Source organism: Nocardioides aromaticivorans, assembly GCF_013408525.1.
Classification (GTDB): Bacteria; Actinomycetota; Actinomycetes; order Propionibacteriales; family Nocardioidaceae; genus Nocardioides; species Nocardioides aromaticivorans.
The window spans coordinates 2,805,391-2,829,810 of the sequence record NZ_JACBZM010000001.1 but is presented as its reverse complement, the minus strand read 5'-3'; the positions used below and the strand labels follow the sequence as shown (position 1 = coordinate 2,829,810).

At 70.4% G+C, this 24,420-nt stretch carries 24 protein-coding genes; 10 read left to right on the top strand and 14 right to left on the bottom strand.

Annotated features, from left to right (window positions below; translation table 11 throughout):
- Positions 1 to 14: 14 nt before the first annotated feature.
- Together BJ993_RS13415 and BJ993_RS13410 are read right to left on the bottom strand one after the other, a co-directional pair.
- Positions 15 to 1,523 (bottom strand): hypothetical protein, encoded by a 1,509-nt coding sequence (locus BJ993_RS13415; protein WP_179649203.1) that lies wholly within the window; start codon positions 1,521 to 1,523, stop codon positions 15 to 17.
- A 65-nt stretch (positions 1,524 to 1,588) separates the two neighbouring features.
- Positions 1,589 to 2,092, bottom strand: coding sequence for a hypothetical protein (locus tag BJ993_RS13410; RefSeq protein ID WP_179649201.1), 504 nt, complete (start codon positions 2,090 to 2,092; stop codon positions 1,589 to 1,591).
- A gap of 216 nt (positions 2,093 to 2,308) precedes the next feature.
- Here BJ993_RS13410 and BJ993_RS13405 point away from each other — a divergent pair, with 216 nt between their 5' ends.
- The 6 genes from BJ993_RS13405 to BJ993_RS13380 all read left to right on the top strand — a co-directional run bounded on the left by BJ993_RS13405 (position 2,309) and on the right by BJ993_RS13380 (position 6,604).
- Positions 2,309 to 2,686 carry a hypothetical protein gene (locus BJ993_RS13405; RefSeq protein ID WP_179649199.1) on the top strand — a complete coding sequence of 126 codons (378 nt, stop codon included), beginning with the start codon at positions 2,309 to 2,311 and terminating at the stop codon, positions 2,684 to 2,686.
- Entirely contained in the window at positions 2,683 to 3,348 is a 666-nt protein-coding gene (locus BJ993_RS13400; protein ID WP_179649197.1) for an ABC transporter ATP-binding protein, read from the top strand. The genes BJ993_RS13405 and BJ993_RS13400 overlap by 4 nt, the downstream gene beginning before the upstream one ends.
- 62 nt (positions 3,349 to 3,410) lie before the next feature.
- The gene (locus BJ993_RS13395) at positions 3,411 to 4,508 is read left to right on the top strand and encodes an ABC transporter permease (RefSeq protein WP_179649195.1); all 1,098 of its coding nucleotides are present in this window, start codon (positions 3,411 to 3,413) and stop codon (positions 4,506 to 4,508) included.
- Between the two features lie 135 nt (positions 4,509 to 4,643).
- Complete coding sequence (locus BJ993_RS13390; RefSeq protein ID WP_179649193.1) at positions 4,644 to 5,024, top strand: hypothetical protein; 381 nt, start codon at positions 4,644 to 4,646, stop codon at positions 5,022 to 5,024.
- A 149-nt stretch (positions 5,025 to 5,173) separates the two neighbouring features.
- Positions 5,174 to 5,818 carry a hypothetical protein gene (locus tag BJ993_RS13385; RefSeq protein WP_179649191.1) on the top strand — a complete coding sequence of 215 codons (645 nt, stop codon included), beginning with the start codon at positions 5,174 to 5,176 and terminating at the stop codon, positions 5,816 to 5,818.
- A gap of 24 nt (positions 5,819 to 5,842) precedes the next feature.
- Positions 5,843 to 6,604, top strand: coding sequence for a lytic transglycosylase domain-containing protein (locus tag BJ993_RS13380; RefSeq protein ID WP_308645565.1), 762 nt, complete (start codon positions 5,843 to 5,845; stop codon positions 6,602 to 6,604).
- Between the two features lie 19 nt (positions 6,605 to 6,623).
- Here the strand turns inward: BJ993_RS13380 and BJ993_RS13375 are convergent, their stop codons facing one another.
- Positions 6,624 to 7,658: a maleylacetate reductase gene (locus BJ993_RS13375; RefSeq protein WP_218864694.1), complete on the bottom strand. Its 1,035-nt coding sequence runs from the start codon at positions 7,656 to 7,658 to the stop codon at positions 6,624 to 6,626.
- 40 nt (positions 7,659 to 7,698) lie between these two features.
- Here BJ993_RS13375 and BJ993_RS13370 point away from each other — a divergent pair, with 40 nt between their 5' ends.
- On the top strand, positions 7,699 to 8,187 hold the full coding sequence (locus BJ993_RS13370; protein ID WP_179649189.1) for an SRPBCC domain-containing protein: 489 nt from the start codon (positions 7,699 to 7,701) through the stop codon (positions 8,185 to 8,187).
- Here BJ993_RS13370 and BJ993_RS13365 read toward each other — a convergent pair.
- The 5 genes from BJ993_RS13365 to BJ993_RS13345 form a co-directional block, all read right to left on the bottom strand.
- The gene (locus tag BJ993_RS13365) at positions 8,135 to 8,593 is read right to left on the bottom strand and encodes a hypothetical protein (protein ID WP_036550244.1); all 459 of its coding nucleotides are present in this window, start codon (positions 8,591 to 8,593) and stop codon (positions 8,135 to 8,137) included. The two genes, BJ993_RS13370 and BJ993_RS13365, sit on opposite strands and share 53 nt — an antisense overlap.
- A 70-nt stretch (positions 8,594 to 8,663) precedes the next feature.
- On the bottom strand, positions 8,664 to 9,659 hold the full coding sequence (locus BJ993_RS13360) for a sulfate/molybdate ABC transporter ATP-binding protein (protein WP_179649187.1): 996 nt from the start codon (positions 9,657 to 9,659) through the stop codon (positions 8,664 to 8,666).
- On the bottom strand, positions 9,656 to 10,504 hold the full coding sequence (locus BJ993_RS13355) for a sulfate ABC transporter permease (protein WP_036550239.1): 849 nt from the start codon (positions 10,502 to 10,504) through the stop codon (positions 9,656 to 9,658). The genes BJ993_RS13360 and BJ993_RS13355 overlap by 4 nt, the downstream gene beginning before the upstream one ends.
- Positions 10,497 to 11,366: a sulfate ABC transporter permease subunit CysT gene (cysT, locus tag BJ993_RS13350; protein ID WP_036550233.1), complete on the bottom strand. Its 870-nt coding sequence runs from the start codon at positions 11,364 to 11,366 to the stop codon at positions 10,497 to 10,499. The genes BJ993_RS13355 and cysT overlap by 8 nt, the downstream gene beginning before the upstream one ends.
- Positions 11,363 to 12,394, bottom strand: coding sequence for an extracellular solute-binding protein (locus BJ993_RS13345; RefSeq protein ID WP_036550231.1), 1,032 nt, complete (start codon positions 12,392 to 12,394; stop codon positions 11,363 to 11,365). The genes cysT and BJ993_RS13345 overlap by 4 nt, the downstream gene beginning before the upstream one ends.
- Before the next feature lie 317 nt (positions 12,395 to 12,711).
- Here BJ993_RS13345 and BJ993_RS13340 point away from each other — a divergent pair, with 317 nt between their 5' ends.
- The 3 genes from BJ993_RS13340 to rarD all read left to right on the top strand — a co-directional run bounded on the left by BJ993_RS13340 (position 12,712) and on the right by rarD (position 17,121).
- A complete protein-coding gene (locus BJ993_RS13340) occupies positions 12,712 to 14,718 on the top strand; it encodes a 2-oxoacid:acceptor oxidoreductase subunit alpha (RefSeq protein ID WP_051932948.1) in 2,007 nt (668 codons plus the stop codon).
- Complete coding sequence (locus tag BJ993_RS13335; protein WP_179649185.1) at positions 14,715 to 15,839, top strand: 2-oxoacid:ferredoxin oxidoreductase subunit beta; 1,125 nt, start codon at positions 14,715 to 14,717, stop codon at positions 15,837 to 15,839. The genes BJ993_RS13340 and BJ993_RS13335 overlap by 4 nt, the downstream gene beginning before the upstream one ends.
- A gap of 373 nt (positions 15,840 to 16,212) precedes the next feature.
- Positions 16,213 to 17,121, top strand: a complete 909-nt coding sequence (gene rarD / locus BJ993_RS13330) for an EamA family transporter RarD (protein WP_179649183.1) — start codon at positions 16,213 to 16,215, stop codon at positions 17,119 to 17,121.
- A 16-nt stretch (positions 17,122 to 17,137) separates the two neighbouring features.
- On the opposite strand, the gene BJ993_RS13325 is transcribed toward rarD, so the two are convergent.
- The 6 genes from BJ993_RS13325 to nuoL all read right to left on the bottom strand — a co-directional run bounded on the left by BJ993_RS13325 (position 17,138) and on the right by nuoL (position 24,419).
- A complete protein-coding gene (locus tag BJ993_RS13325) occupies positions 17,138 to 17,542 on the bottom strand; it encodes a hypothetical protein (RefSeq protein ID WP_036550223.1) in 405 nt (134 codons plus the stop codon).
- Between the two features lie 153 nt (positions 17,543 to 17,695).
- On the bottom strand, positions 17,696 to 18,208 hold the full coding sequence (locus tag BJ993_RS13320; protein ID WP_036550222.1) for a flavin reductase family protein: 513 nt from the start codon (positions 18,206 to 18,208) through the stop codon (positions 17,696 to 17,698).
- 112 nt (positions 18,209 to 18,320) lie between these two features.
- Positions 18,321 to 19,343, bottom strand: coding sequence for a polyprenyl synthetase family protein (locus BJ993_RS13315; protein WP_308645564.1), 1,023 nt, complete (start codon positions 19,341 to 19,343; stop codon positions 18,321 to 18,323).
- A complete protein-coding gene (nuoN, locus tag BJ993_RS13310; RefSeq protein WP_179649181.1) occupies positions 19,340 to 20,941 on the bottom strand; it encodes an NADH-quinone oxidoreductase subunit NuoN in 1,602 nt (533 codons plus the stop codon). The genes BJ993_RS13315 and nuoN overlap by 4 nt, the downstream gene beginning before the upstream one ends.
- Positions 20,941 to 22,473, bottom strand: coding sequence for an NADH-quinone oxidoreductase subunit M (locus BJ993_RS13305; RefSeq protein ID WP_036550218.1), 1,533 nt, complete (start codon positions 22,471 to 22,473; stop codon positions 20,941 to 20,943). Before BJ993_RS13305 ends, nuoN begins: the two co-directional genes overlap by 1 nt.
- The gene (gene nuoL / locus BJ993_RS13300) at positions 22,473 to 24,419 is read right to left on the bottom strand and encodes an NADH-quinone oxidoreductase subunit L (protein ID WP_179649179.1); all 1,947 of its coding nucleotides are present in this window, start codon (positions 24,417 to 24,419) and stop codon (positions 22,473 to 22,475) included. Before nuoL ends, BJ993_RS13305 begins: the two co-directional genes overlap by 1 nt.
- Position 24,420: the final 1 nt, after the last annotated feature.

Sequence of the window (24,420 nt, the reverse complement as noted above, 5' to 3'; positions counted from 1 at the left end):
CTGGCCGAACCCCGCTAGCCGTACACGCCCTCCGTGCAGACGGTGCCGGGGTCGGTGAGCAGCACGGTCATCATCAGCGTCTGGGAGACGTCGAAGTCGCCGGTCTCGTCGTTCACACCACCGGACTGCTGTGCGGCTGATCCCCACTCACGCCAGATGCGAGCAGGCGGGCGGAGCTTGCCGAACTGGAGCGCGCAGGCGACCGCCTGCTTCGTGAAGACGGCGCGCAGGTCGGACTCCTCGAGGCCTTCCCAATCGGTCCTGATGGCCTGCAGCGTCGGCGGGTCCTCCCGACCGCAGCTCTGGGCGTAGCGGTAGGCGAGGCTGCGATCGACCAGAGTGCTGCTGGTGTCCCGCGCAACGCGGACCGCGGAGGAGCCCCACCGGGAGCACAGGGATGCTCCGTCGCGCAGCAGCAGTTGGAAGACGCCTGTCACCGGTTGGCCCCGATCCTTCGGAGGGCTCGCGACCGCCAGCATGCTCTCCGCCTCTGCAGAGGTCGCCCCCAGCGCGAGGAGCACGCGGGCTCGTGGCTCCGTCGGGAGGTCGGCAGAATCGACGAGCAAACCCGCGGGCACCTTGCGGCCGGCCAGGTCGAGCGTGCGAGCAACAGCCGCTGCGGCGCTCGGGGAGAGCCGCTGGACGACCGGCGGACCACCCATGGCCAGCACCGAGCGCAGGTACGCCGCGAGCTCGGTGGAGATGTGACCCTCACCGGGCGTCTCCGACAGGGCGAACGTCACCGTCAGCGGATCGACCACGTCGCCTCTGGCGAGGCGGGCGAGAAAGGTGGACTTGAGACCGCTGACCGCCGCAGCCTGCACGGGCGTCCGGGCCACGGCGCCGGTCGCACGAAGAAGGAGCGCCGTGTCACCGGAGAGCGGCTCCTTCGTCGGGACCGAACGCAGGGTCGCGATCTCGTCGTCGACCATGGAGTCGCGTTGAGCCTGGTCGCAGCCCGTGTCGGTCACCTCGACCCGGACCAACGTGGCCTGGAGGAAGAGCGCCTCGGAGCCTCGGCACCCGACCGTCGCCACGGCCCGTCGTACGTCGCGGGCCGGGAGCGCACCGGCGACCGGCTCACCCTCCTGCGCGGCCCACTGCTGGACGAGGGCCGCCGCAGCCAGGTCGTAGATGTCGTCGTCGGCGCCCCTCTGCGCAAGCCCACGGAGCGACGCGTCCACGTCTCGGGAGTAGGACCGGCCGGCGGCCTGCGACGCAGTCACCAGTTGCGCTCCCAGGCTGAAGGGCCCCGCGTAGCCATCGGCCAGCTCGCTCTTGAGACTGCTCGACACACGTTGGTCGAACTCATCCCAGTCGCGGTCCTCGAGCTCCCCGAAACGAGCCAGAGCGGTGACCGCCTGGGCCATGCGATACGAATCGACGTCGCTCGGCGGCACCACCAGGTGCGGCGGCGGGCCGACGTTCAGGGACTGCGCGATCATCGTCCCGGTGCGCGCGACCCACGCGGCACCGGGCGGCTCGGCGGAGCTGTCCCGTTCGTGCAGCGTGACGACGACCAAGGTCGCGAGGAGGAGCGCGGCGCCCGCTGCAACGACAGTACGCAGGCGCCGCGCTTCGATGGTGTTCAGCAGCCGACGTCCTCGGTGTCGGACGCGCTGTTGCCGATCCACTGGTCGCCGAAACGGATCGCGCCCTGGGCGGTCAGCTTCACGGAGCAGATCCAGGCGTAGGTGCTCGCCTTGCAGAAGACGCCGTCACCGTTGTCGATGCTGACCTGTCGAGAGTTGAGGCGGCTTTCGTACCACTCCGACATCCCGCATCCGTTGGACAGCGGGGACACGCTCGCCGAACCAGAAGGTCCACTCATCGAACCGCCGACGGAGAAGCCCATCTGCGCACCGGTGAACGTGGTCTGAACCTTGATACGGGCCTTGTTGCCCTTGACCTCCCCGCCGGTCCGGCCGATGAATCCGTAGACCTGGCTGACCTGGTCGCAGTCCTTGAGGCCACAGCCCCAGTTGTACTGGTAGCCAGACCCGGACACGAGGATCTGCATGCCTTGGACGGTGTAGTACTTGTTGGCGCTCAGGAAGCTTCCCCAAGCGGCGTTGGCGGTCGGTGGCGCCATGAATGTCCCGACGATCAACAGAAGTCCTGCTACGCAACCCGCTGCGATTTTTCGCATCTGAAACCCCGCTGTCTCGATGTGGAGCCACTTTGTAACACCTCCCATCACGGCCCACAAGGGTTCTAAAAAATGTCGCGCCGGCGACGCCCCGGGGCGATCTCGGCACTGGTAGTGTCCCGGCCCGACGCGTCGACACGGGAGCCTCGGGGGTTTCGCATGCAGCGACAAGGCCGGGTCCGGCGGTTCGGCGCAGGCCTGCTGGTCGCGTTCGTCGTGAGTCTTGCCGTCGTTGTCGTCGTGCTGGTGGTCTCCACGTCGCCCGACGAAGCCAGGTCCGCGCGGCGTCCCCCACGGCTGGGCTCACCGACGGCGACGGTGGTCGCCGAGTCGGCGGGCGACTTCGCCGTACCGTCGCTGGCCCTGTTCGACGCCCCGAGTGGTGATCGTGCAGTGCGCCCCGCGGACGGCGGGCCGGACGTCCCGGTGACAGTCGTCGAGGAACGTGACGGGACCGTGGTCGTGTCCGGCGACGGACTGTCCGACGGGCTCCGCGTCCAGCTCGGGGCCTACGTCGGACTGGGGCAGGACCGATGAGCCTGATCGAGCTGGGCGACGTCGGCTTCGAGGTGTCCGGGGAAGTCTCGCGCACCGTGCTCCATCCGACGTCCTTGCAGATCGGTACCGGCGAGCAGATCGCGATCACAGGTCCGTCAGGCGCCGGCAAGACAACGCTGGCCTCGATCATCGGCGGACTCCAGAGCCCGTCGACCGGCGACTACCTCTTCGACGGCGAACCGATGACCGCCCGGTCGCCCAGGGGGCTCGCCGCCTTCCGCGCCACGAACGTGGGCTTCGTCTTTCAGTCGGCGCACCTGATGGACGAGCGAACGGTGCTGGAGAACGTCGCCTTGGGGGTGGTGTCGACCTCCGTGTCCCGCAAGGTGGTGGTGCAGCGCTCGGAGGAGGCGCTGGCCAAGGTCGGGCTCGAGCAACGTGTCGGCCAGCGGGCCGCCACCCTCTCTGGTGGCGAGCGCCAACGCGTCGCGGTGGCTCGCGCACTGGTCAAGGCACCGCGTCTCCTGATCGCCGACGAGCCCACCGGCTCGTTGGACCAGGCCACCGGAGCCGCCGTTCTGGAGCTGCTCTTCGGCCTCTCCGCGGACGGTGTCACGTTGATCGTCGTGTCCCACGACCCGCGCATCACCGACTACGCCGCGAGGGTGGTCCGCGTGGTGGATGGCCGGGTGTCCGCGTGAGCGCCCCGTATCCACTTGCGTTGCTAGCGAGGGACGCCTACGCCTCGCTCACGGTCAAGCCGATGCGGACCGTCGCCCTGATGTTCGGGATCCTGATCGGTGTGGCGACCGTCGTCAGTGCGGTGACACTCGCCGACACCCAGCAGGTCAAGGTGGACCGGGCCTTCGACCAGCAACGTGCCAGCACCGTCGTGATCGCGGGGCGCAATGTCCCCGAGTCCGGCTTCCCGGAGGAAGGCCGGGAGCAGGTCCTCTCGCTGTCGGTCACCGCCGGGGCCGGGGAGCTGTCGATCTGGCGCGACAACGTCGCCGTCGCGCGTGCGGGCGCGTCCGACACCACGACCGTCGTCCCGGTGGTGGTTGCCGACGCGCCCGGATTGGACCTCATCCGAGCCCGGTCGACCGCAGGTGCGGCGTTCGGCCAGGCGCCGGCCGGTGTCTGGCTCGGGCAGGACGCCGCCGCCCGACTGGGGGTGGGCCTGGACCTCGATGGCGGCAACCGCGTCGAGGTCGACGGCCGGGAGTACGACGTCCGGGGCATCCTCGAGGCGCCCCCGACCTATGCCTACGTGAACAGCAGCGTGATCATGACCCGACCTGCCGCCGACGCCGCTCTCGGCGCTGGGGAGAACGTCCGGCTGTTGATCGGAGTACGCCCTGGTTCGGCCGCGCCGGTGGCGGCGTTCGCCCTCTCGGCACTCGATCCCGGAAACGTGATGTTGCTGCACAACGCGACCCCGCCCGACTCGGCCCGGCTACCCCAGCAGGTGGGCGACCAGCTGCGCATGCTCGGCATCGGGCTCGGCGTCTTCGTGGGCGTGGTCGGTCTCATCGGAGTCGCCAACACGCTGGCCATGACGGTGGCCTACCGGATACGCGAGCTGGGCCTACGCTCCGCGCTGGGCTGGTCCCGACGTCGGCTCGCCGGCCTTATCCTGGTGGAGTCATTGCTGGCAGGCGCGTTGGCCTCGGTCATCGGCGCGGCGGTCGGGCTGCTCGGGTTGTCGCTGTGGTGTGCCGGCCAAGGCCTGGAGCTGATCGTCGACCCACGCTGGGTACTGGCCGCGATCACGGGCGGGGTGGGGGCCGCGGGCCTGGGGGGCATCCTTCCCGCAATCCAGGCGGGCTCCATCTCACCCATGGAGGCCTTGCGCAGCTGACGAGTGCCGTCGCGTCGACGCCCGTCCTCCGCTCGGCAAAATTCTCGTTCTTGAGAAGATTCACCGATCTGTCGCCGAATCCGCTGTTACGCTGCAGCCGCCCCTTGTGGTTCATGTCACAGCTCGGAGGAATCCATGAACACTCTCGTCAAGTGCGCCGTCACGGCCGGCCTCGCGATCGCCAGCCTCGCCACTGTCTCCCCGGCAGCCGAGGCCGGCACCTTCACGTGCGCCCTCGCCCCCAAGATGACCCACGTGAGTCTCGGGGCGTCCCAGAACTTCAAGGCGACCTCCGACTGCGAGGGCGTCTTCGCCACGGGCACGACACAGCGCGCCGACGACATCCGCGGCCGCTACTACAAGGACGGCGAGTGGAAGATCAGCAGCCTCGGTTGGACTCGGGTCAACCGCGGGGATGACGGAGTGGTCGACATGGTCGTGGGCAACACGATCACCGGACGCGACATCAAGGGCCAGGCCAAGGTCGTCATCCAGCAAGTCGGCTACGCCTACTGAAGGTCGTGCTGACTCGATCGGCAGCCCGGATCGCTCTCCTCGCCGCTCTGGCGGCGTGCACCGCCTGCAACTCCACTGAAGATGGAGAGCCCGGCAGCTCGGAGCCGTCGCGGACCCTGGGAACGCTTCCTGCCACGGTGGAGCCGCAGGTGCTCCAAGACGTCATCTCCGCTGCCTTCGAGATGCCCGGAGGCCAGATGCGCCGTGCCATGCGCGTCCTGCAGTTCACGCGCAACCTCGGGATCGAGGAGTGCGGCGGCGAGCCCGGTGCCGTCGACGGCACCTACAACCGCGAGGATCAGAGCAGGTTCGCCGACCTCGACCTCATCCGCGAGAAGGGGTTCTTCGAGCAGGACGCCGTCGAGGACGAGGACAAGCGCCTCGAGGGTCTCGACGCCGACTGCACAGACCTGGAGCCGGACCTCCCGCACTACGCCGGGTGGCGCCAGGCGTCGGACTCCTGGTACGAGGTGGTCCTGTCCGCCGAGCAGTCCGCAGCGGTGCAGGACAAGAAGCCCGGTCTGGCCCGATGCCTGAGCGAGAAGTCCGGCTCGAAGATCTCCGTCGCAGACCCGGTCAACGACTACCTCAAGCAGGTCAACGACGAGAACGCCGGTGGTGCCAGCGAATCGAGGCTGTTGGATCTCGGCGTCTTCTACGCGGATTGCGCCCAGGACTACTTCTCGACCCTGCGCAAGGAGCTGCAGAGATCGCGTCCGAGGTTCATCGACCGCAACCGCGAGACCCTTGACGACTTCGCAGCCGAGCTCGTCGCCGCCGGCTACGTCCCCTGACCTTCCATCAGGCACACTGCGTCGGTGACCCACCATCGCGGACTCGCCGCGGCGATCGGCGTCGTGGCGGCCGGGCTGGCGGTGCTCATCGGCCTGGCCGTCGCCGTCGCGTACGCCGGGCAGGGCGGCCCGCTGCCCCAGCCACCCACGACGGAGACGGCCGCGCCCACCGCGGCCGCCACCGTCGGTGGCGCCCAGCAGCAGGCGGACGCCCCGGTCGCCGACCCCTACCTGCCCGACCCCACCTGGCTGGAGACGACGGCCGCCCGCACCCAGATCCCGGTCCGGGCGCTGGCGGCGTACGCGCGGGCGCACCTGCAGGTCGCCGCCGAGCAGCCGGACTGCAAGGTCGCGTGGAACACCATCGCCGCGCTCGGCGGCGTCGAGTCGCGCCACGGGTCGGTCAACGGCTCGGTGCTGGGCGCCGACGGCCTGCCGCGGCCGGCCATCCGCGGCCCGGCCCTCGACGGCGGTGCGTTCGGCGCGGTCCACGACACCGACGGCGGCTCCCTCGACGGTGACACGCGGTGGGACCGTGCGGTCGGTCCACTGCAGTTCATCCCCTCGACGTGGGAGACCTGGGCCGCCGACGCCAACGGCGACGGCGTCGCCGACCCCAACCAGATCGACGACGCGGCCCTCGCCGCGGGCCGCTACCTGTGCCACAGCGGCGAGCTCACCGGTGCCGCCGCCTGGCGCCGGGCGGTCTTCAGCTTCAACCACTCCGACGCCTACGTGAACGACATCGCGGGGCTCGCCAACACCTACGCCCAGCGCGCCGGCTGAGCCCGGGCCCCACGCAGCCTCACCAGGCGGCGCGGAGCACCGCCTCGACCGAGGCCGCGTCCGTCGGACCCGGGTTCGGGTACGGCGCCGCGGCGACCCGCTCCGCGACCGCGGCCAGGCCGTCGGCGGGCACCCCGAGGTCGCGCAGCCGCCGCGGCCCGTCGTACGCCGCCGCCAGCGCGGCGACCGCCGCGACGGGGTCGTCCCCGGTGATCGCGCGCAGCCGGTGGGCGGCGGTCGGGGCGTGTGGCAGGTTGTGGCGCAGCACGTGCGCCAGCAGCATCGTGTGCAGCTCGGCGTGCGGCAGGTCGAAGGTGCCGCCGAGGGCGTGCGCGAGCTGGTGGTGCAGGCCCATCCGCGCCGTGGCCAGGCAGGTGCCCGCGAGCCAGGCGCCCTCCTGCAGCGCGGTCCTCGCCGGGAGGCCGGCGGGGTCGCCGAGCACCGTCGGGAGCGCCTCCAGGAGCAGCCGGGAGGCCTCCGTGGCGAGGGCGTCGCTGACCGGCGTCGCATCCGGCGCCCAGAGCGCCTCCACCGCGTGCGCGAGGGCGTTGACGGCACTGGTCAGGGTCAGGCCGAAGGGCATCCGCAGGGTCAGCTCGACGTCGTACACGACGGTGCCGGGGAGCAGCGCCGGGTCGCGGCGGGTCTGCTTCACGCCGTCGGTCGTCTCGCCGAGGACGGGCGTGACCTCCGAGCCGGCGTAGGTCGTCGGCAGCGCCAGGTGCGGGATGCCGGCGCGGGCGACGATCGCCTTGCCCAGCCCGATCGCCGACCCGCCGCCGATCGTCACCACGGCGTCGGCGGCGGCCTCCTCGACGACGGCCATCGCCTGCCCGGTCACGGCGACGGGCGTGTGCACCACGGCGCCGTCGAAGCGGGCCACCGCCCGCTCCCCCAGCGCCGCCTCGAGCTCGTCGCGGGCCGCGCGGGCCGACCCGGTCGCGACGAGGAGGACCCGGGTCGCACCGAGCCGCTGGACCTCCTCGGGGACGGAGTGCCGGGCACCCGCGCCGAGCAGGACCCGTGAGGCCACGGTCTCGTGGACGACCACCATGCCCCGACCGTACCGGCCCCTCGTCCGGCATGATCGCGCCATGAACCCGTCGGCCAGCATCGACATCGACGCCCCGCTCGACCAGGTCTGGGCGATCATGCTCGACACGGAGCGCTACGGCGAGTGGAACCCCTTCGTTGAGCGCGCGGAGACCGCGCAGCCGGCGGCCGTCGGCAACCCGATCGTGCTCCACGTGGTGTGGGCCAACGGCTCCCGCACCCGCTCCCCCGAGCGGATCACCGCGCTCGAGGGCCCCACCACCGACGCCTCCGGTACGACGACCGCGCGGATGTCCTACGTCTACGAGGGCCTGCCGTCACGACTGGGGCTGGTGCGCGGCGTGCGCCACCAGGCCCTCACGCAGCGACCCGGCGGCCCGACGTCGTACGAGACGGTCGAGGAGTTCCGCGGCCCGCTGGTGCGGCTGGCCGGGCCGGGGCGCGTGGCCGACGGCTTCCGGCGGCACGCGGAGGGGCTCAAGCGTCGCGCTGAGGAGCGCTCGCCGGGGTCTTCGCAGCCGGCGGGATGAGCTCGCTGGAGTTGCGGGCCGCCCACAGCGCGAAGCCCAGGACCGCCGCGCCGCAGGCGATGTCGAGGACGACGTGCGTCTGGCGCCACCAGACCATGTCGGTAGCGCCGGCCACGGTGTAGTGGCCGATGCCGATGAGGCCGGAGACGGAGTAGGCGGTCAGGAAGACCGCCGAGGTGGTGATGTGGCGGCGGAACCACAGCAGCAGCCCGATGCCGCCCAGTGCGGTGAACACGAACCAGCTGATCGCCACCAGGTCCTTGGTGACCGTCGGCAGCGCCGAGTCGGCCGGCTGGACCGGGTAGTCGTCGTAGTTGACGTAGTTGTCGACGTAGTGGACGACCGACACCACGAACGCGGCGCCGAGCAGCCAGCACACGATCCTGGTCGCCCGGAGATAGCTCACGGGTCCCAGACTAGGAGACGGGCAGTGGGGGGCGCGGGACCAGGCCCGCACCCCCCCACCGACGCGTCGATCAGGCCAGCGCCTTCGTGGCCGGGGACCCCAGCACCGGCACCGAGGTCGCACCGGTCGTCGGCCGCAGCCACACCTGCGCGCCCACGTCGAGGTCCAGCGCTCGCGCGTGCGTGCGGGACAGGACGACGAGCGTCGGCTCGGCCTGGCCCTCGACGTCCACGGTGAAGCGGACCTCGAAGCCCACCCGCAGCGCCCGGACGACCCGGCCGGCGACCGCGTCCGGGGCACCGGGGGTGGTGGCCAGGTCGATGTCGTGCGGCCGCAGTCGCACGCCACCCAGCTGGGTCACCTCGCCGAGGAAGCCCATGACGAAGTCGTTGGCCGGCTCGTCGTACAGCTGGTCGGGCGTGCCGATCTGCTCGATCCGGCCCTCGTTGATGACGACGATCTCGTCGGCGACCTCGAGGGCCTCCTCCTGGTCGTGGGTGACGAACACGGTCGTCACGTGGACCTCGTCGTGCAGCCGGCGCAGCCAGTCGCGCAGCTCCTTGCGGACCTTCGCGTCGAGGGCACCGAACGGCTCGTCCAGCAGCAGCACCGACGGCTCGACCGCGAGGGCGCGGGCCAGGGCGAGGCGCTGGCGCTGGCCACCGGAGAGCTGCGAGGGCAGCCGGTGCGCGAACTGCGAGAGGTGCACCAGCTCCAGGAGCTCGGCGACCTTCGCCTTCACCTCGGCCTTGGGCCGCTTGCGGATCTCGAGCCCGAAGGCGACGTTCTTCGCGACCGTCATGTGCTTGAAGACGGCGTAGTGCTGGAAGACGAAGCCGACGTTGCGCTTCTGCGGCGGGAGCTTGGTCGCGTCGACGCCCTCGATCTCCACCGAGCCGCCGTCGGCGCTCTCCAGGCCGGCGATGATCCGCAGCAGGGTCGACTTGCCGCCACCGCTCGGCCCGAGCAGGGCGGTGAGCTGGCCGGTGGGCAGGGAGACGTTGATGTCGTCGAGGGCGACGAAGTCGCCGTAGCGCTTGCCGACACCCCTTACTTCGATGCTCATGCGTGATCCTCCTTGCGGATCAGGGACACGACGACGAGGGCGAGCACGGAGGCGAGCACGAGCACGAACGCGGCGGCGTACGCCGTGGGCTCCTCGTAGTTGGTGTAGCGGTTCTGGATGAGGAGGGTGGCGGTCTCGCCCCGGCGCTCGGCGCCCGGGCTGACGATCTTCACCGCGCCGAACTCCCCGAGCGAGCGGGCCATGCTGAGCACCACGCCGTAGATCACGGCCCACTTGATGCTCGGCAGGGTGATCCGCCGGAAGGTCTGCCAGCCGCTGGCCCCGAGGCTGCTGGCGGCCATCTCGGCGTCGGTGCCGATCTCCTCCAGGACGGGGACGATCTCGCGGATCACCAGCGGCAGGCTGACGAAGGCGGTGGCCATGATCAGCCCCGGCGTCGTACCGATGACGAAGAAGCCGATCGACTCCAGCGCCTCCCCGAACCAGCCCTTGCCGGTGCTGTAGGCCAGCACCAGCGCGAGGCCGACGACGACCGGCGAGACCGACATCGGCAGGTCCACGAGCACGGACAGGATCCGCCGACCGGGGAACTGGTAGCGCACGATGAGCAGCGAGATGCCCACACCGAAGACGGTGTTGATCACCACGGCCCAGAACGCCACGGTCCCGGTCAGGTTGAAGGCGTAGGTCACCGAGGGGTCGGTGAGCCGGTCCATGAACGCACCGAACCCGGCCTCCGCCCCCTTCTTGGTCGGCGCGAACGTCTGCTTGCCGACCTCGTAGAGCGGCCAGATGACCAGCACCGTGAGGTAGACGATCACGAACACGCGCAGCGCGTAGGCGACGGGGCCCCGGCGGGCCCGGATCTGTCGGGTGTCAGCCACGGCGCGCCACCCTTCGCGAGATCACGTCCAGGGCCACGATCGTCACCACGGCGACGATGAGCAGCAGGACGGCGACCGCAGCGGCGCCGTCCTGGTTGTCACCCTCGAGGAACTTCAGGATCTTCAGCGACGCGACCTCGGTCTCGTACGGCGTGTTGCCCGAGATCAGCACCAGCGAGCCGAACTCGCTGATCGCACGGGCGAAGCCCAGCGACGAACCGGCCGCGATCGCCGGCACCAGGCTCGGCAGGATGATCCGGCGGAAGGTCGTGAACCGCGAGGCACCCAGCGACGCCGCCGCCTCCTCGACGTCCGCGTCCAGCTCGATCAGCACGGGCTGGACGGTGCGGACGACGAACGGCAACGTCACGAACAGCAGCGCCAGGAAGATGCCCTGCCGGGTGTTCACGATGTTGACGCCGACCGGGCTGTCCGGCCCCCACAGGCTGAGCAGGATGAGGCCGGCGACGATCGTCGGGAGCGCGAACGGGATGTCGATGACGACGTCGAGGATCCGCTTGCCGAAGAACTGGTCACGGACCAGCACCCAGGCCACGACCGTGCCGATCACGGCGTTGGCGAGGGTCACCAGGAGCGCCTCGACCACCGTCAGCCTCAGGGCGGCGAAGGTCTGGGCATCGGTCAGCGTGTCCCAGAAGTTCGACCACCCCCCGGCCGCAGCCGCGCCGACCACCGCCGCCAGCGGGATCAGCACCAGGATGCTGAACCACACCAGCGCCACGCCCAGGCCGATGCCCGAGGCGGGGGTCAGCGGAAAGCGGCCGGAGCTGCCCTTTCCACGGCCCGAGGGCCGGCCCCGTGACGGAGCCGGCCCTGCGGGTGACACGAGCGTGTCGGTCACTGCTTCGTGGCTTCGGCGTACAGCTTGTCGAAGCGCAGCTTCTCGCCGTCCTTGCCGAACCACTCCTTGTTGATGGCCGACCAGCCACCGAGGTCCGCGGCCGTGCTGAGGTCCTTGACCGCCGGGAACGGGTTGGCCGGGTCGTTGGCACCGTCGACCTCGACACCGGCGATGTCGACGTCGGTCACGGGGCGGAAGCCCTTGGAGACGAAGGCGAGCTGGCCCTCGTCGCTGAGGATGAAGTCGAGCCAGTCGGTGGCGACGGGAGCGGCGTCCTTCAGGACGGCGCCCGGGTTCTCGATCTTGAAGGTGTGGTCCGGGACGATGTAGTCGAGGTCCTCGCCGTTCTGCTTGGCCAGGATGGCCTCGTTCTCGTAGGTCAGCAGCACGTTGCCGACGCCCTTCTTGAACGCCTCGGTCGCCTCACGGCCGCTGGCGGCCCAGGTGGTGACGTTCTTGAAGACCTTCTTGAGGAACTCGTCGGCCTGGGCCTCGGTCGCGCCGGTCGACTTCGCGTAGGTGTAGAGGGCGAGGATGTTCCACTTCGCCGAGCCGGAGCTGGCCGGGTCGGGGGTGACGATCTTGACGTCGGGGCGGGTCAGGTCGTCCCAGTCCTTGATGCCGAGCGGGTTGCCGGCCTCGGTGGCGATGACCGCGACGGAGCTCGAGACGATGCCCTTGTTCTCGCCCTGGTTCCAGTCCTCGGCGACGAGGCCGGCGTCCACCAGGCGGGTCATGTCGGGCTCGAGCGAGAACACGACGTAGTCGGTGTCCTTGCCCTTGGTGTCGACGACCTTGCGGCTCTGGTCGCCGGAGGCGCCGTACGAACCGGAGAAGGTGACGTCCTTGCCGGCGTCGGTCTCGTTGAACTTCTCGGCAGCGGCCTTGTTGGCCGCCTCGGGAACGGCGAAGCCGACGATGTTGATCGTCTTGCCCGCGTCGTCACTGCCACCGTCAGCGCTGGCGCAGGCCGTCAGCGCCAGAGCGCCCGTCACTGCCAGGGCTGCCGCCTTGATCACTCGCTTCATTGCACCCATTCCTTGCTGTCCCGGTCTGTCACGCCTCGCACCCTGCAAGGTCGCACTAAATTCGAGTGGAATAATACACATTGGCGAGTTACTCGACACACTTTGAGACAGAGGCCACCCCGGAGTGGCGCAGGTCACGTCACCCACGGCCCCTCGGGCCGCCCATCTGGCGGCGCCGGATGGGTCGGTCGCAGTCGGCCGTCTATCGTGGGGAGGTCGCGGACCGCGGGGTCCGCCCGGCCGAACTGGACAGGTGTCCACCAAAAGTGGAACGCGTTCTAGATTTGGCCGTAGAATCAGCAGCGCCCGCCGTCGGCATCGGGACGGCGCGGGCGCCGCGACCGTCGTGCGAGAGAGTTGGACCGAACGTGAGCCAGACCAAGCAGGTCAAGCAGCTGGACCGGGTGATCATCCGGTTCGCGGGTGACTCCGGTGATGGCATGCAGCTGACCGGTGACCGGTTCACCCAGGAGTCGGCCGTCTTCGGCAACGACCTGGTGACGCTGCCGAACTTCCCGGCCGAGATCCGGGCGCCCCAGGGCACGATCCCGGGTGTCAGCTCGTTCCAGATCCACTTCGCCGACCACGACATCCTCACCGCGGGCGACCGGCCCGACGTGCTGGTCGCGATGAACCCTGCCGCCCTCAAGGCCAACCTGGGCGACCTGCCGAAGGGCGCGACGATCATCGTCGACACCCACGACTTCACCAAGCGCAACCTGGACAAGGCGGGCTACTCCTCCAACCCGCTCGACAAGCTGGGCGAGGTCGACGACATCCTCGCCGGCTTCCAGGTCCAGCCCGTCGACCTGACCGGCATCACGGTCGAGGCGGTCAAGGAGTTCGGCCTCTCCCGCAAGGACGCCGCCCGCGCGAAGAACATGTTCGCCCTGGGCCTGCTGTCGTGGATGTACGGCCGCCCGACCGAGCCGACGATCGCCTTCCTCGAGAAGAAGTTCGCCAAGGTCGCCGACATCCTCGGCGCCAACATCGCCGCCTTCAAGGCCGGCTGGAACTACGGCGAGACCACCGAGACCTTCGTCGTCCAGTACGAGATCAAGCCCGCCAAGATGCACGCGGGCACCTACCGCAACATCACCGGCAACCTGGCCCTGTCCTACGGCCTCGTCGCCGCGGGCGTCCGGTCCAAGCTGCCGGTGTTCCTCGGGTCCTACCCGATCACCCCGGCCTCCGACATCCTGCACGAGCTCTCGAAGCACAAGGCCTTCGGCGTCACCACGCTGCAGGCCGAGGACGAGATCGCCGGCATCGGCGCCGCGATCGGCGCCTCGTTCGCCGGGCAGCTCGCGATCACCACCACCTCGGGCCCCGGCATCGCGCTCAAGTCCGAGGCGATCGGCCTGGCCGTGATGACCGAGCTGCCGCTGGTCGTCGTCAACGTCCAGCGCGGCGGCCCCTCGACCGGCCTGCCGACCAAGACCGAGCAGGCCGACCTGCTCCAGGCCATGTACGGCCGCAACGGCGAGGCGCCGGTTCCGATCGTGGCGCCGCAGTCGCCCGGCGACTGCTTCGCCGCCGCCGTCGAGGCCGCCCGGATCGCGGTCACCTACCGCACGCCCGTCTTCCTGCTCTCCGACGGCTACCTCGCCAACGGCTCCGAGCCGTGGGCGATCCCGTCCGTCGACGAGCTGCCGGTGATCGAGGCCGACTTCGCCACCGAGGCCAACCACGACAAGGGCGATGGCACGAAGGACTTCTGGCCCTACCTGCGCGACCCCGAGACGCTCGCCCGCCCGTGGGCCGTCCCCGGCACCGCCGGTCTCGAGCACCGCATCGGCGGCCTCGAGAAGGGCGAGGGCCACGGCAACATCTCCTACGACCCGGCCAACCACGACAAGATGGTCCGGATCCGCCAGGAGAAGGTGCAGCGCATCGCCGACTCCCTCCCGCCGCTCGAGGTCGACGACCCGTCCGGCGAGGCCAAGGTCCTCGTGATCGGCTGGGGGTCGACGTACGGACCGATCGGTGCCGCGTGCCGCCGCGTCCGCCGCGCCGGGTACGACGTCGCGCAGGTCCACCTGCGCCACCTCAACCCGTTCCCGAAGGACCTCGGCGAGATCCTCAAGGGCTACGACAAGGTCCTCGTCCCCGAGATGAACCTCGGCCAGCTGAGCAAGATGCTGCGCGCCGAGTACCTCGTCGACGCCCAGGGCTACAACCACGTCTACGGGCTGCCGCTCAAGGCCGCCGAGCTCGCCGAGGCCATCGGCGTGCTCGTCGGCGAGGCCGAGGGCCGCGAGGTCGACCTCGGCGAGCACGGCCTCAACCTTCCTGCCGACCACGAGGAGGCTCCGCTCCGATGAGCACCCCTACGACAAGCGCCGATCTCCCCATGCCCACTGTTCATTCGGGGGGCACCGCGCTCGTCCCGACCCTGGCCGAGGGCGAGACCCAGACCGCGAAGGACTTCTCCTCCGACCAGGAGGTCCGCTGGTGCCCCGGCTGCGGTGACTACGCCGTGCTCAAGGCCGTGCAGTCCTTCCTGCCGGACCTGGGCCTGCGCCGCGAGAACATCGTCTTCGTCTCGGGCATCGGCTGCAGCTCGCGCTTCCCGTACTACCTCGACACCTTCGGCATGCACTCGATCCACGGCCGCGCGCCGTCGATCGCGACCGGCATCGCCACGGCCCGCGAGGACCTCTCGGTGTGGGTCGTCACCGGTGACGGCGACGCGCTGTCCATCGGCGGCAACCACCTGATCCACGCCCTGCGCCGCAACGTGAACATGACGATCCTGCTGTTCAACAACCGGATCTACGGCCTCACCAAGGGCCAGTACTCCCCCACCTCCGAGGTCGGCAAGGTCACCAAGTCCACCCCGGTGGGCTCGCTCGACCACCCGTTCAACCCGGTCTCCCTCGCGCTGGGCGCCGAGGCGTCCTTCGTCGCGCGGACCATCGACTCCGACCGCAAGCACCTCACGGCGGTGCTCGCCGCTGCCGCTGCCCACCGCGGCACGTCGTTCGTCGAGATCTACCAGAACTGCCCGATCTTCAACGACGGTGCGTTCGACGCGATCAAGGACCGCGACAACGCCCACGCGCTGATCCCGCTCACCCACGACCAGCCGATCACCTTCGGCGTGCGCGACGAGGCGACCGGGCTCGGCGACAAGGCCCTCGTGCGCGGCGCCGGCGGTGCCGTCGAGGTCGCCGACACCGCCTCCGTCGCAGCCGAGGCGATCATCGTCCACGACGCACAGAACCCCGACCCGTCGACCGCCTTCGCGATCTCGCGGCTGACCGACGCGGGCTACCTCAACCGCAGCCCGATCGGCATCTTCCGCCAGGTCGAGCGCCCGACGTATGACGACCAGGCCCGCGCCCAGGTCGCCACCGCGTCCGAGGCGGTCGCCGCCCAGGGCTCGCCGGAGGAGCGCCTCACCGCGCTCATCAACGCCGGCGACACCTGGACCATCGACTGAGGTCCGAGCGCAGCGACCGTGCGAGGAACGAGCACGGTCGCTGATCAGCGAGGAGGTCGAGGAGCGCCGACGCACTCGCGCAGCGAAGCAAGCGAGGGCATGGCGCGTCACGAGCCCGGAGCCTGTTGCGCGGCGAGATGGCAACGGCACAGCAGGTGCACCGGAGCGAGGCGTCTCGTGACGGTCGCTGCGCGACCTCCTCGACGAACGACGGAACGTGACGGTCGCTGCGCGACCTCCTCGACGAACGACGGAACGTGAGGGTCGCTGCGCGACCTCCTCGACGAACGACGGAACGTGACGGTCGCTGCGCGACCTCCTCGACGAACGGTTCGATTGGTGAGGTCTCTTCACGGAGGGCTAACCTCGCCGGGTGGCTGACGCACGACGGGGATTCCTGCTCGGCGTCACCGCCTACGTGCTGTGGGGTGCGTTCCCGCTCTACTGGCCACTGCTGGAGCCGAGCGGGCCGGTCGAGATCCTGGCCCACCGGATCGTGTGGTCCGTGGTCGTCATGGGTGTGCTCGTCGTGGCGCTGCGCCGGGGTGCCGCCCTGCGCGACATCCTCCGCGACCGTCGTACGACGCTGCTGCTGGTGGTCGCCGCGATCACGATCACGTCCAACTGGGGCACCTACATCTACGGCGTCAACAACGACCGGGTGGTCGAGACGTCGCTGGGCTACTTCATCAACCCGCTGGTGACGGTGCTGATGGGGGTCCTCGTGCTCGGTGAACGGCTGCGGCCCGCGCAGTGGTGGGCGCTCGGGCTCGGGTTCGTCGCGGTGGCCGTGCTGACCGTCGACTACGGACGCCCGCCCGTCGTGGCGCTCGTGCTCGCCTTCTCCTTCGGCACCTACGGCCTGGCGAAGAAGTCGGCCGGCGTCGGCACCTTCGAGAGCCTGGCCTTCGAGACGGCGGTGATCGCGCCGTTCGCCCTCGCCTACCTGGTGTGGCTCGGCAGCACCGGCGATGGCCACTTCACCGGCGAGGGCGCGGGCCACGTGGCGCTGCTGGTCGCGAGCGGCGTCGTGACGGCCGTCCCCCTCCTCTGCTTCGGCGCTGCGGCCACCCGCGTCTCGATGACGACGCTGGGGCTCTTGCAGTACCTCGCGCCGGTCCTGCAGTTCCTGCTCGGCATCACCGTCCTCGGCGAGCACATGCCCCCGGGCCGCTGGGTCGGCTTCGCGCTGGTCTGGCTGGCACTCGCGGTCTTCACGTTCGAGGCCCTGCAGCACAGACGGCGGACGCTCGGCCTGGTGGCCGAGGCGTCCGCCGTCTGAAGCAGGTCGCGCGAGGTCAGCTGCAGGTGACCGTGCCGAGCTGGCGCACCAGGTAGGTGTAGTTCACCGTCGGCTTCAGCACGATCCGGTACGTCGTGTTGCACCGGCCGACGAAGCGGATGGAGAAGGCGCCGTTGGTGCGGGCGGAGACCACCGAGGTCACGCCCTGGTAGCCGGGGCGGCCACCGTTCTTGTGGGCCTGCAGCCAGACGCGGATGCCGGGCTGCGAGGTCACATTGCCCTTGGTGTAGAAGATGCCGTCGCGAGCGGACTCGAAGGTCCGCAGGTTGGCGACGGTGTGCCGCGGCAGGGCCTTCTCGGCGACCGGCGCCGCGGCGCGGGCGTCGGTGGTGGCGGTGAGGCCGACGATCGTCGCGATGACGACGGCGAGAAGAGCGGTGGCGAAACGGGTCATGCGCATGGGTGATCCCCCTCGAGATCGAATCAACGGTGCGTGCGCCGGGCCTCCTGCCCCGTGGCGCACCGGGGGAAACCCGTGCATGGAGGCCTCGTGCGGCAGCGGACGGGGTGCACGTCGCTGCCGCACGAGGCGATCGAGGGGGGAGCCGCCTGGTCAGGCGCTCCGCTCGAGGCGGCCGAAGCCGCTGCGGTGGAAGACGAGGGGGTGGCCGGCGTCGTCCTCGGCGCCGTGCTCGACCGCGTGGACCTGCAGCAGGACGATGACGTGGTCGCCGGCGTCGACCTCGCGGTAGAGCGAGCAGGAGAAGCGGACCAGGCCCTCGTCGAGGGTGACCGCTCCTTCGTCGGTGACGGTGACGTCGATGCCGGCGAAGCGCTCGCCGACGGGCCCGGACAGCTGGCGACAGACGGCTCCGTGGTGGTCGGCCAGCACGGTCACGCCGAAGTGGCGCGCCCGGCGGAGGTCGGGCCACGTCTTCGACGTGCGCGCGACCGAGACGGAGACCAGGGGTGGATCGAGGCTGACCGAGGTGAACGAGCTGGCGGCGAGGCCGACCGGCTCGTCGTCGATCTCGGCAGCGAGCGCGACCACCCCGGTCGGGAAGACCCCGAACGCCTGTCGCAGCGCGACCGGGTCGAGGTCCTGGTTGGTGGCCATCGTGCTCATGACAATCAAACTTAACTGACTTGGTACAGATTGCCGAGGGTACGCCGAGACGGAACGGCCGAGCCCATGGAAGGCGTCGCCGATCAGCCTGTGCCGGGCGGCGCCGCGCAGCTCAGGCGGAGCGGACCGCCACCACGTCCGCGAACGCCTCGAGGGCGCTCCGCACCGAGCCCTCGGGAAGCACCTCGAGCAACCGCTTGGCCTCCTGCGCACGGGCGACGACGTAGGCCTGGGCCTCCGCCATCGCCGGGTGCTTGCGCAGCAGGTCCAGCGCCTCGGCGTGCAGCTCGGCGTCACCTGCCAGGTCGGAGCGCTCGGGGTCGAGCAGCTCCAGCAGCCGGGCGTCGGCCGGGTCCGTCGAGGCACGGGCGATGAGCACCGGCAGCGTGGGCACGCCCTCCTTGAGGTCGGTGCCCGGCGTCTTGCCGGACTCCTCGCTCTCCGAGGCGATGTCGAGGATGTCGTCGGAGAGCTGGAAGGCGGTGCCGACCAGCTCGCCGTACGCGGTGAGGGCGGCGACGACCTCGGGGGCGGCACCCGAGAAGAGCGCGCCGTAGTGGGCCGACGTCGCGATCAGCGAGCCGGTCTTGCCGGCGACGACCTCGAGGTAGTGGGCGAGCGCGTCCTCGTCGGGGCCCGGCTTCACCGTCTCGAGGATCTGGCCCTCGACCAGCCGGGTGAAGGTCTCCGCCTGGATCCGGACGGCCTCGGGGCCGAGCTGGGCGGTGAGCTCCGACGACTTCGCGAAGAGCCAGTCGCCCGTGAGGATCGCGACCAGGTTGTCGTAGCGCGCGTTGGCGGAGTCCTCGCCGCGACGCAGCTCCGCCTCGTCCATCACGTCGTCGTGGTAGAGCGAGCCCACGTGGGTGATCTCCACGACGCACGCCGCGGTGAGCACCTCGTCGGCGTCGGGGCGCGGCCCGGCCTCGGCCGCCAGCAGCACCAGCAGCGGGCGGAACCGCTTGCCACCGGCGGCGAGCAGGTGCCGCGCCGCCTCGGTGACGTACGGCGCCCGGCTGGACGCGTGGGCGTAGAGGGCGTCCTCGACCGTGGCCATCCGGCCGCGCAGACGCTCGGCCAGCGCCTCGTCGAGGATCGGGAGGGCCAGCTCAGCGGGCGATGGAGCACTCGTCACCTGATGAAGTCTCCCGTATGGGTGACCAGCTCGAGAACCGGGCCCGGCACCACGCCGAGGACGAGGGTCGCCGCGAGGCAGACGACGACGGTCACCGAGGTCAGCAGCGACGGCGTCGTGACCGCGCCACCACCGTCCGGGTGCGCCTCGGTGAAGAACATCAGCCGGATGTGGCGCACGTAGAAGGTGATCGCGACGATGCTCGACGCGATCGCCACGAGCACGATCGGCCAGGCGCCGGCGGACATCGCCGAGGTGAAGACCGCCCACTTGCCGATGAAGCCGGCAGTCAGCGGGATGCCCGCCATCGACAGCAGGAAGAAGGCGAAGGCACCGGCCACCAGCGGCGAGCGCTTGCCCAGCCCGGCCCAGCGGTCGTAGTGGGTCGCCTCGCCGCCCGCGTCGCGCACCAGGGTGACGACCGCGAACGAGCCGATCATCGCGAAGCCGTAGGTCGTGAGGTAGAACAGCACGCCCTCGAGCGAGGTGTACTGGCCCTCGGCCAGGTCGCCCGCGCTCTGCACGCCCAGCACGCCCACGAGCAGGAAGCCGGTGTGCGCGACGGAGGAGTAGGCCAGCATCCGCTTGACGTCGTTCTGTACGACGGCCAGCGCGGCGCCCAGCACCATCGACGCGATCGCGACGACCCACAGCATCGGCTGCCAGCTCCAGCGCTCGCCGCCGAACGCGACGTAGAGCAGGCGCAGCAGGGCGCCGAAGGCGGCGACCTTCGTGCCGGCGGCCATGAACGCGGTGACCGCAGTCGGGGCGCCCTGGTAGACGTCCGGCGTCCAGGCCTGGAACGGGGCGGCACCGACCTTGAACAGCAGGCCGACCGAGAGCAGCGCGATGCCGGCGAGCAGGAGGCCGTGGTTGGCCCCGCCCGCACGGACCGCCTCGTTGATCCCGGCGAAGGTGACCGACCCGGCGTAGCCGTAGACCAGCGCGGCGCCGTACAGGAAGAAGCCGGAGGCGAAGGCGCCGAGCAGGAAGTACTTCATGGCCGCCTCCTGGCTCAGCAGGCGGCGCCGGCGGGCGAGCCCGCAGAGCAGGTAGAGCGGCAGCGAGAGGACCTCGAGCGCGACGAACATCGTCAGCAGGTCGCCCGAGGCCGGGAAGAGCAGCATGCCGCCGACCGCGAAGAGCAGCAGCGGGTAGACCTCGGTGTGCTCGAGCCCGCGGGTCGACGCGTCGCGCTCGGTGTCCGTGCCGGGCAGCGCGGCCGCCTGGCCGGTGAACGCCGAGACCCCGCCCTCGAGGCGACGCTCGGCGAAGAGCGCGACCCCGCCGATGGCGAAGACGAGCAGCAGGCCCCAGAGGTAGACGGTCGGGCCGTCGACGACGACCGAGCCCATCGCGCCGACGAGGCCCTTGCCCTCGGCGCCGGCGATGCCGGTGTGCTCGTCGAGGTCGGCCCCGACGAGGATCGTGGCGACCAGGGCGGAGATCAGGGCGGCGAGGCTGAGCGCCACCTGGGGCAGGCGGCGAAGGTCGCGCGGCAGGAGCGCCTCGAACAGGACGCCCACGCACGCGGCGCCGAGGACGATCAGCAGCGGCAGGAGCTCGGCGTACTCGAGCTCGGGCTTCACGAACTCCATCAGTGCGCCTCCGCTTCCTGCTCGTCGTGCTCGACATCGGTCGGATCCACCGTCGGCGGGTCGTCGTCGACGCCCACCTGCTCGTGCAGGAGCTCACCGACGGTGGGGTTGCTGACGTCGGTCAGCGGGGCCGGGTAGAAGCCGAGGAACACCAGCGCCACGACCAGCGGGGCGACGGCTGCGATCTCGCGCAGGCCGAGGTCCGCGGTGCCCTCCACGTCGGCCGGCGTCGGCCCGGTCATGGTGCGCTGGTACATCCACAGCACGTAGATCGCGGCCAGCACCACGGCGGTGATGGCGATCGCGCCGACGTACCAGGCGTAGCCGAAGGCGGCGAGCAGCACCATGAACTCGCTGACGAACGGCGAGAGGCCCGGCAGGCCGAGCGTGGCGAGGCCGGCGACCAGGAAGAGCCCGGCCAGGACCGGGGCGACCTTCTCGATGCCGCCCATCTCGCTGATCAGCGAGGTGCCGCGCCGGTCGTAGAGGTAGCCCGCGACGAGGAAGAGCGCCGCCGTGCCGAGGCCGTGGTTGACCATGTAGAGGATCGAGCCGGTGCCGCCCTGGGTGCTCATCGTGAAGATGCCGAGCGTGATCAGCCCGAAGTGGCTGAGCGAGGTCAGGCCGATCAGGCGGAAGACGTCGTCCTGGCCGATGGCGAGCAGCGCGCCGTAGACCACCGAGATCAGCGCCAGGGTGATCACGAACGGGGTCGCCCACTGCGAGGCCTCCGGGAAGATCCCGAGGCAGAAGCGCAGCATCCCGAAGGTGCCGATCTTGTCGAGGATGCAGACCAGCAGCACGCCCGTGCCGGGCGTCGCCTTCTCGGTGGTGTCGGCCAGCCAGGTGTGCACCGGGAACAGCGGCGCCTTGATCGCGAACGCGATGAAGAAGCCGAAGAACAGCCAGCGGCCGGCCTCCGTGCCGATGTCGAGCTTCTCCAGGTCCGAGAGGAGGTACGACGGCTCGCCGGCCTGCGAGGAGACGACGTAGAGACCGATCACGGACGCCAGCAGGATCAGGCCGCCGGCGAGCTGGAACATCAGGAACTTCAGCGCCGCCGCGCCCCGGCCCTCGCGGCCGAAGCTGCCGACGAGGAAGTAGGCCGGGATCAGGGTGGCCTCGAAGACGACGTAGAAGAGGAAGACGTCGGTCGCGCAGAACACCGCGAGCGAGAGGCCCTCCAGCGCGAGCGCCCAGGCCACGAACGCGCGGGCGCCGCCGCCGGCGGGGTCGTCGGCCTTGAACCACTCGGCGCCGAGGACGAGCGGCACCAGGAGCACGGTCAGCAGGACCATCAGCAGGCCGAGGCCGTCGAGGCCGAGGGCGTAGTGGACGCCGAAGGCCTCGATCCACTCGACCTCCTCGACGAACTGGCGGCCGCCGTCGACGTCGTACTGGACAGCGGCGACGACCGCGACGACCAGGGTCGCCAGCGCGATGCCGAGCCCGAGCGTCTTGCTGAGCGAGCGGGGCGCGAACGCGACCACCGCCGCTCCGACGACCGGGAGCCAGATCAGGAACGACAGCATCAGTTCACCGCCACCAGGGTCAGGACGAGGAGCACGGCGCCACCGAGGATGCCGAGCGCGTAGGAGCGGACGTAGCCGTTCTGCAGCCGCCGGAGCAGCTCACCGGTGCCGGCGACGATCGTCGCTCCCCCGGTGAACAGCCCGTCGACGAGGGTGCGGTCGGCGCCGACGGAGCCGCGGACGGTCGCCAGGCCCGGGTTGACCACGAGGGTGTCGTTGATCGCGTCGCCGTACAGGTCGGCACGGGCGGCCTTGGTCGCGAAGGACACGTCGGCCGGGGCCTCCCGCGGCACCTCCTGCTTGCCGACCAGGAACCAGGCGAGCGCGACGCCGGCGGCGACCACCGCGATGGTGATGAGCGTGATGAGGATGACCGGGATCGGCGGCTCCTCGTGCTCGGCGTGGCCGACGACCGGGCTCAGCCAGTCGACGATCCAGTTGCCGGCGAGCATCAGGCCGCCGAGGGCGGACAGCGCCGCGAGCACGATGAGCGGGATGGTCATGACCTTCGGGCTCTCGTGCGGGTGGACGCCCTTCTCCCACCGCTTCTGGGTGAAGAAGGTCATCAGCATCATCCGGGTCATGTAGAAGCCGGTGATGCCGGCACCCAGCAGGGCGCAGATGCCGACGACGGGGTTCTCGACCAGCGCGGTCTCGATGATCTTGTCCTTCGACCAGAAGCCGGCGAAGGGCGGGACGCCGATGATCGCGAGGAAGCCGAGGGCGAAGGTCGCGAAGGTGACGGGCAGCGCCTTGTTGAGCGCGCCGTAGTGGCGCATGTCGACGTCGTCGTCCATCGCGTGCATCACCGAGCCGGCGCCCAGGAACATGTTGGCCTTGAAGAAGCCGTGGGTCAGCAGGTGGAAGATCGCGAAGGCGTAGCCGGCGACGCCGAGGCCGGCGCCGAGCATCATGTAGCCGATCTGGCTCATCGTGGAGCCCGCGAGGCCCTTCTTGATGTCGTCCTTGGCACAACCGATGATCGCGCCCCACAGGAGCGTGACGGTGGCGACGATGACGACGGCGGTCTGCGCGGCCGGCGCCAGCTCGAAGATGAAGTTGGAGCGGGTCACGAGGTAGACCCCGGCGGTGACCATGGTCGCCGCGTGGATCAGCGCCGACACCGGGGTCGGGCCCTCCATCGCGTCGAGCAGCCAGGCCTGCAGCGGGACCTGCGCGGACTTGCCGCAGGCACCGACGAGCAGGAGCACGCCGATCCAGTTGAGGGTCGTCTCGGTCGCGCCGCTCGACAGGGCGCTGATGCCGCTGAAGCTGGTGGTGCCGAAGGTCGCGAACATCAGGAAGATCGCCAGGCCCAGGCCCATGTCACCGACGCGGTTGATGACGAAGGCCTTCTTGGCGGCAGCGGCCGCGGAGGGCTTGTGCTGCCAGAACCCGATGAGCAGGTACGACGCCAGGCCGACGCCCTCCCAGCCCAGGAACAGCCCCACGTAGTTCTCCGCGAGGACGAGCGTGAGCATCGCGGCGACGAAGAGGTTGAGATAGGCGAAGAAGCGCGACCGGCGCGGGTCGTGCGCCATGTAGCCCACCGAATAGAGGTGGATCAGCGAGCCGACGCCGGTGATCAGCAGCAGGAAGAGCGCCGACAGCGGGTCGTAGAGGATGTCGAAGCCGACGTCGAGACGGCCGGCCTCCATCCAGGTCCACAGGTGCTTCGCGACCTGCCGGTCGCCCTCGTCGCGCCCGAGCAGCGTGACGAACGAGACCAGGCTGAGCAGGAAGGACACCGAGATGGTGCCCAGGCCGATCCAGTGGCCGTAGCCCTGGCTGCGCCGGTTGCCCAGCAGCAGCAGGACGGCCGCGCCGGCCAGGGGCAGCGCGATGACCAGCCAGAGCAGGTTGAGGACACCGTCGGCCTCGGCGGGGGCGACCACCGGGACGTGCGTCTCGCTCGAGGCGAGCGCGAGTGCGGAGAGTGCGTGCATG

Coding starts and splice junctions, on each gene's coding strand:
- BJ993_RS13305 (WP_036550218.1), bottom strand. CDS start 22,473: ATGCTGTCGTTCCTGATCTGGCTCCCGGTCGTCGGAGCGGCGGTGGTC.
- BJ993_RS13410 (WP_179649201.1), bottom strand. CDS start 2,092: ATGGCGCCACCGACCGCCAACGCCGCTTGGGGAAGCTTCCTGAGCGCC.
- BJ993_RS13390 (WP_179649193.1), top strand. CDS start 4,644: ATGAACACTCTCGTCAAGTGCGCCGTCACGGCCGGCCTCGCGATCGCC.
- BJ993_RS13360 (WP_179649187.1), bottom strand. CDS start 9,659: ATGAGCATCGAAGTAAGGGGTGTCGGCAAGCGCTACGGCGACTTCGTC.
- BJ993_RS13370 (WP_179649189.1), top strand. CDS start 7,699: ATGAACCCGTCGGCCAGCATCGACATCGACGCCCCGCTCGACCAGGTC.
- BJ993_RS13325 (WP_036550223.1), bottom strand. CDS start 17,542: ATGCGCATGACCCGTTTCGCCACCGCTCTTCTCGCCGTCGTCATCGCG.
- nuoN (WP_179649181.1), bottom strand. CDS start 20,941: ATGGAGTTCGTGAAGCCCGAGCTCGAGTACGCCGAGCTCCTGCCGCTG.
- BJ993_RS13320 (WP_036550222.1), bottom strand. CDS start 18,208: ATGAGCACGATGGCCACCAACCAGGACCTCGACCCGGTCGCGCTGCGA.
- BJ993_RS13400 (WP_179649197.1), top strand. CDS start 2,683: ATGAGCCTGATCGAGCTGGGCGACGTCGGCTTCGAGGTGTCCGGGGAA.
- BJ993_RS13345 (WP_036550231.1), bottom strand. CDS start 12,394: ATGAAGCGAGTGATCAAGGCGGCAGCCCTGGCAGTGACGGGCGCTCTG.
- BJ993_RS13335 (WP_179649185.1), top strand. CDS start 14,715: ATGAGCACCCCTACGACAAGCGCCGATCTCCCCATGCCCACTGTTCAT.
- BJ993_RS13405 (WP_179649199.1), top strand. CDS start 2,309: ATGCAGCGACAAGGCCGGGTCCGGCGGTTCGGCGCAGGCCTGCTGGTC.
- nuoL (WP_179649179.1), bottom strand. CDS start 24,419: ATGCACGCACTCTCCGCACTCGCGCTCGCCTCGAGCGAGACGCACGTC.
- BJ993_RS13375 (WP_218864694.1), bottom strand. CDS start 7,658: ATGGTGGTCGTCCACGAGACCGTGGCCTCACGGGTCCTGCTCGGCGCG.
- BJ993_RS13395 (WP_179649195.1), top strand. CDS start 3,411: ATGCGGACCGTCGCCCTGATGTTCGGGATCCTGATCGGTGTGGCGACC.